Below are 5,103 nucleotides of genomic sequence, written 5' to 3' on the forward strand. Positions count from 1 at the left end.
CCCGCCCTAGGGCCTACGGCCCGCTGACGCGAGTAGGGCGGCTTTTTGCTAAAATCCGGCTAGCACGAGTAGGGTTTCCGATGTATTTTGCTCGGAAGCTAAAGTTGGGGTTTTCAGAGCAACTGCAGCATCTGGCTTTAGCCGCGGGCGAGCTATACTCCAAGACCTTGGTTTTCTTTTGGCGAGTGGCACGCAAGAAAGGCTTGTGGTTAAAGCCCTCGAGTTTGATGCGCTGGTTTCCCAACAGTAGTGGAAACGAACTTCACGCCCATAGTGCCGATGCAGTGGTACAAAGTTTCTTTGCTTCTCTGAAGTCTTGGTACAAGCGTCGTAAAACGGATCCCAACGCCAAGCCCCCCAAAAGACGGCGGCGGTACTTCAAGGTCATCTGGAAGTCCTCTGCCATCAGGGTTCGGGGTGGGAAGTTAGTTCTTTCCAACGGTAGGGGCAACCCGCCCGTGATTATTCCTTGGGCGTGGGATACACCGGTGCAGGTAGAAATCGGCTGGGACGGCAAGCAGTACGAGTTGCGGGCCTGCTACGAGTTAAGTAGGCCGGAAGGGGAAGTAACGGCAAAGGCTGGGGAAGTAGCAGGTGTCGATTTAGGGGAAGTGCATTTGGCTACTGCTCACGACGGTCGGGCAACTTTTATAGCTAACGGGCGGTTACTGCGTTCCCAAAGGCGTTACCAGAACAAGCTGAAGGGCAAGCTCTCCAGGCTAATGGCTCGCAAGAAGAGAGGCTCGCGGCGCTGGAAGCGGTTAGTTCGTTCTCGGCAGAACCAGCTAGCTAAGTTACAAAAACAAGTTGCGGACATTCTACACAAGCAAACGACTAGGCTTGTCTCCACGCTCCAAGCAAGAGGCGTGCAGACGGTTGTGATTGGGGACATCCGGGATATCCGGCGGTCGGCCCAGTACAACAAGGTAGCGAACCAGAAAATCCACCAAATGCTGTCGGGACAGGTGCGGCGGCTGCTCACCTACAAGGCAGAGAAGTTGGGGATGTGGGTGGTGTTGCAAGAGGAACGGTACACCTCGCAGAAGTGCCCGCGTTGCCACATGCTCCACAAGCCCAGGGGTAGGGAGTATCATTGCCGGGCTTGTGGCTTTCGGTTTCACCGCGACGGCGTAGGGTCGGTAAATCTGAGACGAAAGTATCTGGGGCAGTTTGATGTCCCAGTAGTTGGGGTGATGGCATCCCCCATCGGGTTGAGGTTTCGGCCTCATACTCGGTGTAGCTCAGTAAGCAGGAGTCATTCTGCAACCTGAGAAAGAATCCCCCGGCTTCAGGCGGGGGAGAATGTCAAATAAGATGGTGGTGTATGATTTGAGCCGATGGCGGGCGATAAGAGGGGGAAGTCCTCATTCTGGGGTTAACTGCAGCTTCGTTGCCTGGCGGTCCTTGGGCTGCCGTTTCCAACACCTCAACCACGCCGAGCGCACCCATAGCATGAACGCTTCTGCTGCCCAACCCAACCCTGCTCACCTGGTCTTGATCTTCACCGATCAGATGGGTCGGCGCGGTGTTGTCCTGGACAACATTTACTACTCGGTAGGCCGGGCAGTGAACAACCACATTCGCCTTTACGACCCTTGCGTCTCTCGCAAGCATGCGTTGATCATCCGCATTCCCGATGAGAACCGGGTTGGATATGGCTATGTGGTGTTCGATGGCGGCTCTGGATCTGGCCGCAGCACCAACGGCGTATTCGTCAATGGGAAACGGGTTTTGTCCCATCGCCTTCAGCTCCTAGATAAGATAAGGTTTGGGCCGAACGTAACAGCAATTGTGGAGACAACGGATCGACTCAGCCCGGAAACCCTAGCCAAGTTATTGCAGCCTCTGGATGCTGCTAGCTCTACATCCCCATCCACCTTTGATTTTAATAAAGACACGGAGCCGAACCCGGAAAACCTGGCTCAGCCAGAGGAAGAGGATTTCACTGTTGCATAAGCCAACCCAACCAGTCTTCTGAATCCTCCTGTGCCCCCCATCCCACCTGCTCTGAGCGGCTACTGGCAAAATGCCTTTGACCTAGAAGCCCATCTGGGATCCTTCCTGGGCCTTGGGGCTGCCGATCTGCGGGAGAAACTGCGGGCAGGGCAGCAGCAATTGGCGGAGTTGGGCCGGCGAGACTTTGGCTGGGATCGGGCAGATGCGTTTTATCGGGATCAGGTGAGATCCGCCTATCTGCTGGATTTGGCGGCTTGGCACCTGAGCAGCACCGACTACATCGGCGATACCTTACGCCTGGTGGCGGATCATGCCCGCGGGTTGGTGTTGGATTTTGGCGGCGGCATCGGCACCCATGCTATCGGGGCGGCCCTCTGCGCAGCGGTGGATCAGGTGATCTTCTGGGATATCAACCCCATCCATCGGCAGTTTGTGCAATGGCGGGCGGAAAAGCTGGGCTTAACCGAGCGCATCCACTGTCCAGAAAACTTCCCAGAAGAGATCTTTTTTGACACGGTCATCTGCTTCGATGTGGTGGAACATCTGGCGGATCCGGCAGCGCAGTTGCGGCAGTTTTACGACTGGCTCAAGCCGTCAGGTAAGCTTTTGATCAACTGGTACTTTTTCAAGGGGTTTAACGGCGAGTTTCCTTTTCACCTGGACGACCCGCAAAAGGTAGAGCAATTCTTTCAGGTGCTGCAAAGCTGTTTTTTGGAGGTGTTTCACCCCTATTTCATTACCGCCCGCTGTTACCGCAAGTGGGATAAAAGCTGAGATTGGAGAAAACCAAGGTGCTGCGCTATTTGCGGATATTGTGGCTGTTTTGGAGCACCTCAATCGCGGCAGAAATGGAGTACCGTGCCAATTTTTTCTTTGCCAGCCTCAGCAGTCTGGGTGGCTTGGGATCCGCTCTGTTTGGGCTGTCGTTGTTTTACCAGCAGGGGCACCGGCTGGGCGGTTGGAGTTGGCCGGAAGCCCTCATCGTGTTGGGGGTGTTCACCATTCTGCAGGGGGTGTCGGCCAGTCTCTTTAACGTCAACCTCAATCGCATTGTGCAGCAGGTGCAGGAAGGCACCTTGGATTTTGTTTTGCTAAAGCCAATAAGCAGCCAGTTTTGGCTGTCGGCCAGGGTGTTTTCCCCCTGGGGCCTGGTGGATATCGGCTTTGGCCTGTTGCTGATTCTCTACGCCGGGATCCAGCTCCATTTGCCTGCTTGGGCCTATGCTCTGGGGCTGTTGCCTCTGCTGCTGGGGCTGATCATCCTCTATAGCCTCTGGTTTATGTTGGGAGCCACCAGCATTTGGTTTGTCAAAATCTACAACGTCACCGAGGTGCTGCGGGGCCTAGTAGAGGCAGGACGATTTCCGATAGTGGCCTATCCGGTGGCCTACCGCGTGTTTTTCACCTTCGTCGTGCCGGTGGCTTTCCTGACCACCATCCCGGCGGAGACCCTGCTGGGGCGAGCCCAATGGCCGTGGCTGCTGGGATCCGCTCTGCTGGCGGCAGGGCTGTTGTGGGGATCCCATCTCTTCTGGCGCTTTGCCCTGCGCTTTTACACCAGCGCTTCCAGTTAAAGTCTGGGCCAAAAAGCTTGGATCCCACGCATCCGAGTTCTGGGGAGTTGAGTAATTTCTACAGACGCGCCCCATGCGCTGCCATCGCAGAGAACAACTGCCTTCTCCTTCACAAGGCAGAGGGGATCCCAGCCTGCAGCCGGGATCCGGGAGTTCTCTCGATGGACTGCAAAAAAAGTTTCCACTACAGCGATCTGCAGCCACAGGCTCTGTGGTTTAGGGGGGCTTGTCTGTCAGTGGTTTTGATGGTTTGTCGATCTTTTGAGGAGCCTGTTCAATGCACAAACACACAAGCTTTGTAGCAGCATCTGTGATAGCCGGCAGTTTTGCTCTCTTGGGCTGTGGCAGCAGCACTTCGTCTTCGATGATGCCTTCCCAAGCGGATTTGGTGGCTTTGAGCAGCGGCAACCGCCTCACCTTTATCCGCTCCGCCGATGCTTCTGTGCAAGGATCCCTGACGGTAACAGGAGTGAACGGCAGCCTTATTGGTATCGATGTGCGCCCTGCCAACCGGCTGCTTTACGGGCTGACCGACACCAGCATCCTTTACACCATCAACTTGCAGACCGGTGCCGCTACCGTGGCCAGCACTCTGTCGGTTCCCTTCACCGCGGGCACGCTTTCTGGCATGGATTTCAACCCTGTTCCGGATCGGCTGCGCTTGGTGGGAGCCAATGGCCAGAACTTCCGCATCAATGTGGATACGGGCGAAGTGATCCAAGATAGACCTTTGGCCTTTGGCCCAATGGAACTACAGGGATCCCAGCCGGCCATCACCGCCGCCGCCTACACCAACAATGTGGCGGGTGCCCAATCCACGCGGCTGCTGAACATCGACGGGCAACGGAACCTGCTGGTGTTGCAGAATCCCCCCAACGATGGGGTTCAGGTGCCCATTGGCCCTCTGGGGGTGAACTTCGGCCCTATGGGTGGGTTTGACATCCGTACTGCTGATGGAGTGGATACCGGCTTTGCCATCGGCGGCTCCACCTTGTATCGAATTGACCTAAACACCGGTCGGGCCACATCCCTGGGCACGCTGCCGGGTGGGCCGTTCTTTGGCTTGGCCGCCCTCTAGGAAAGCCGATTCCCATTTGCCTATCTAAATCAAGGTTAATCAACATTAATCAATGTTTTGGATTCATTGATTTGGAACCAATTGTTGGAATCGTTTTGAGATCGTTGCTGCTGTTGATCCTTGACCCGGCCCGATCCCAGCTCAGGATTGGTCCTTCTATCTCCCCTTAGCTCGGGGTTGACCTCCGCCTATGCAGACGATAAATTATGAGAGCCGCTGCCCTGCTTGGATTACTCTGGGCGATGCTTGTGCCTCTGCAGTTTCTTTCTCTTTTCCATCCCGTTTCCTCTTCCCACTCATGAAGATCGAGGGTGACAAAGCTGAGGAATCCCTGCAGGAAAAAACCGATGCAGAGGTGTTTGCAGCCCTAAAAGCAGGCCGGTCACAAGCTCTGGCCATTCTCTACGACCGACATGCCGGCTTGGTGTACGGAATTGCCTGCAAAATGCTGGGCAGTACTGCCGAAGCCGAAGATCTCACCCAAGATATTTTTTT

The 5,103-nt window shown here is 55.5% G+C and carries 6 protein-coding genes; all 6 read left to right on the forward strand.

The window, feature by feature from the left end:
• The first annotated feature begins 80 nt into the window (after nt 1-80).
• Nucleotides 81-1,271 carry an RNA-guided endonuclease InsQ/TnpB family protein gene (locus NW856_RS02250; protein ID WP_414398887.1) on the forward strand — a complete coding sequence of 397 codons (1,191 nt, stop codon included), beginning with the start codon at nt 81-83 and terminating at the stop codon, nt 1,269-1,271.
• Nucleotides 1,272-1,404: 133 nt separating this feature from the next.
• Nucleotides 1,405-1,956 carry an FHA domain-containing protein gene (locus tag NW856_RS02255; RefSeq protein ID WP_414398888.1) on the forward strand — a complete coding sequence of 184 codons (552 nt, stop codon included), beginning with the start codon at nt 1,405-1,407 and terminating at the stop codon, nt 1,954-1,956.
• 30 nt (nt 1,957-1,986) lie between these two features.
• A complete protein-coding gene (locus NW856_RS02260; protein ID WP_011432803.1) occupies nt 1,987-2,730 on the forward strand; it encodes a class I SAM-dependent methyltransferase in 744 nt (247 codons plus the stop codon).
• 17 nt (nt 2,731-2,747) lie between these two features.
• Complete coding sequence (locus NW856_RS02265; protein ID WP_414349888.1) at nt 2,748-3,530, forward strand: ABC transporter permease; 783 nt, start codon at nt 2,748-2,750, stop codon at nt 3,528-3,530.
• Between the two features lie 364 nt (nt 3,531-3,894).
• Nucleotides 3,895-4,608 carry a DUF4394 domain-containing protein gene (locus tag NW856_RS02270; protein ID WP_414398890.1) on the forward strand — a complete coding sequence of 238 codons (714 nt, stop codon included), beginning with the start codon at nt 3,895-3,897 and terminating at the stop codon, nt 4,606-4,608.
• A gap of 298 nt (nt 4,609-4,906) precedes the next feature.
• On the forward strand, nt 4,907-5,103 hold a 197-nt coding region (locus NW856_RS02275), incomplete at its 3' end, for a sigma factor (protein ID WP_414398892.1).

It is taken from the genome of Synechococcus sp. R3-13 (assembly GCF_047462195.1).
In the GTDB taxonomy this organism is placed as follows: Bacteria; Cyanobacteriota; Cyanobacteriia; order Thermostichales; family Thermostichaceae; genus Thermostichus.

What these genes read in the sequence shown, in the direction of transcription:
- NW856_RS02250 (WP_414398887.1), top strand. Translation starts at nt 81, where the DNA reads ATGTATTTTGCTCGGAAGCTAAAGTTGGGGTTTTCAGAGCAACTGCAG.
- NW856_RS02270 (WP_414398890.1), top strand. Translation starts at nt 3,895, where the DNA reads ATGATGCCTTCCCAAGCGGATTTGGTGGCTTTGAGCAGCGGCAACCGC.